We start from the raw sequence: 2,132 nt of genomic DNA, 5'->3' as shown, positions 1-2,132 counted from the left end.
TTTTAATAAAGTCGAGGTTGAAAATTATCGGGAATATCCAATTCAAATACTTGGTCATGAATCCGAGCCACATAAAACCCTTCTTGCAGAATTTTTTCCCGTAATTCTGATGATAAATGAACTGCCGCTAATATGCCATAGAGTTTTTTATCTTTGTGTTCAGGAAAAAAGCGGCGAAACCGTTGCAAAATACTTTTTAATTGTGTAATAGACTCCTCTCTGGCATGACTTTTAACCTCGACGATATAGGCAATATTTAGCTCACCATTGGTATAGGCAAGAACATCAATTTCTAGGTGTTGTCCTTCTTTACTGACTCGCACACTGGGACTGATAACTTCCATACCAAAGCGTTGTCTGAGAATCTTTTCCATTGAAGGGAGGGCAAGTCCTTCGGTAAAGCTGCCGAATTTTGCACCGAGTCCCCCAATTTGCTGACCTAATTCTTTGAGTTGTTTGTCAGTTTTCTTCTGTTGCTGACTAACTTCCTTCAGTTGTTTGTCAGTTTCTTTTTGAGCGGCAGTTAATTCAGCTTGAGCAGTCGCTAATTCGGCTAAGAGTCGCCATACGTCTTCGGATGTAGTTGCCATAGCTAATTTTTTCTCTCTGATTTGGTCTATTGCTATTTTACTGAATTTTGCCGATTCATGAGGAAGATTTTTGACTAATTTACCAATGCGATGGAGTAAATTTTATGTTAATCACTAAACTTCCCTGATGTCAAGATACTCAAAACGATAAAACTGCTAATGGAGACCATCAATGATGCAAAGAATTCACGCCTTAAAACAACTCTATGATATTGATGACTCTCAATGGCTAGGAGAAACCGTTAGCTTGCTTAGAAATCATCAATTTCAACAGCTAGACTTAGAACATTTAATCGAGGAATTAGAGGATTTGGGCAAAGAAAAGAAAAATGCGGTAGCCAGTCTTTTAGAACAGATTATCCGCCATCTATTATTACTGCAATACTGAACAAAAGAGGCAGAATATAAGACAATTCATTAGCAGGAAGAAATTTATAATTTTCGGACTCAATTAAGGCGAAAAATGACGGCTAATCTCCGCAATTCTTGAGAAGAAGAATTAAACTCTATCTACCAAGATGCGTTAGGTTTTGTCAAAATAAAACCAGTGAATACTGTGATTTTCCCTCTCAATGTCCTTACTCACTAGAAGAATTACTAGATCGCTCTTGGTTGCCATAAAAATCAGATCAAGAAAAGGATGTTATGACAGCAATTAAAGAATTAGAACAATTAGAACAAGGAAAGGTAGTTTTTTTCTGGAGAAAATTATTTTCAAATTATTTTGATAAAACTTAACAAAAATCCACCAAAAAACTATTGACTTGGAACCCTAAAAGTAGTACAGTTGGCTTCAATTGTATTTACTCAAATAATGAAAACTGATAAAATATTTTATACCTTATTTCAAGTCTTTCCCGAACTTCTCTTTCAACTGCTAGGAAAATCTCCCAATCTGGCGCAAAATTATCAATTTAAATCAGTCGAAATCAAAGAATTAGCTTTCCGACTCGATGGGGTATTTATTCCCGATGCAGACCCCCCAGATTAGCCGCTTTACTTTGTCGAAGTTCAATTTTAAAAGGATGAGGATTTTTATTGGCGATTCATCACTCAAATCTTCCTCTATCTTAAGCAGTATAAGCCTGAACGTACTTGCTGTCCCGTAATTATCTGGGGAAGGCGACGCTTAGACACCGGGTTTCCCCTCGCTTACCAGAATTTGCTAAACTTAGAGCAGATGCAACGGATATATCTCGATGAAATCGAGGGTGAGTCCCCTCCATCTCTTGGGATAAGTATCCTCCAGTTTATCGTCATCAGCACGAAAAAAGCACCAGAACAGGTTCAATCCTTGATTGACCAAACTCGCCAACAGATTGTTGACCCTAACACTCAAAGAAATGTTATCGGCTCTTCTGGTTTCTGTGTGGAAACGAGGTCTATACTGATAGAATATCCGCAAAATAGCCCTAAAAGTCTTGCCCGATAAGCATTTCACGATTCCATAAGCAAAAATTATCACACAAAGTCGAGAAGAGCCTGTTATCGAGTTAATCGAGAAGATTATTATCTACAAATTTCCGCAGAAAAGTCGCCAGG

The 2,132-nt window shown here is 37.7% G+C and carries 1 protein-coding gene and 2 pseudogenes; 2 read left to right on the top strand and 1 reads right to left on the bottom strand.

Annotation, left to right across the window (positions count from 1 at the left end):
* Positions 1–2: 2 nt before the first annotated feature.
* A complete protein-coding gene (locus PX481_RS18740; protein ID WP_288087490.1) occupies positions 3–590 on the bottom strand; it encodes a DUF3782 domain-containing protein in 588 nt (195 codons plus the stop codon).
* Between the two features lie 175 nt (positions 591–765).
* On the opposite strand from PX481_RS18740, the pseudogene PX481_RS18735 reads away from it, so the two are divergent.
* Both PX481_RS18735 and PX481_RS18730 read left to right on the top strand, forming a co-directional pair.
* A pseudogene (locus PX481_RS18735) lies at positions 766–1,211 on the top strand (DUF29 domain-containing protein).
* 193 nt (positions 1,212–1,404) lie between these two features.
* Positions 1,405–2,022 (top strand): annotated as a pseudogene (locus PX481_RS18730) (Rpn family recombination-promoting nuclease/putative transposase).
* Positions 2,023–2,132: the final 110 nt, after the last annotated feature.

The sequence above is a fragment of the Microcystis sp. M53603_WE2 genome, from assembly GCF_030065435.1.
This window is presented reverse-complemented; position numbering and strand designations above follow the sequence as displayed.

Excerpts from the sequence above, each read along its gene's own strand:
- PX481_RS18740 (WP_288087490.1), bottom strand. The coding sequence starts at position 590 with ATGGCAACTACATCCGAAGACGTATGGCGACTCTTAGCCGAATTAGCG.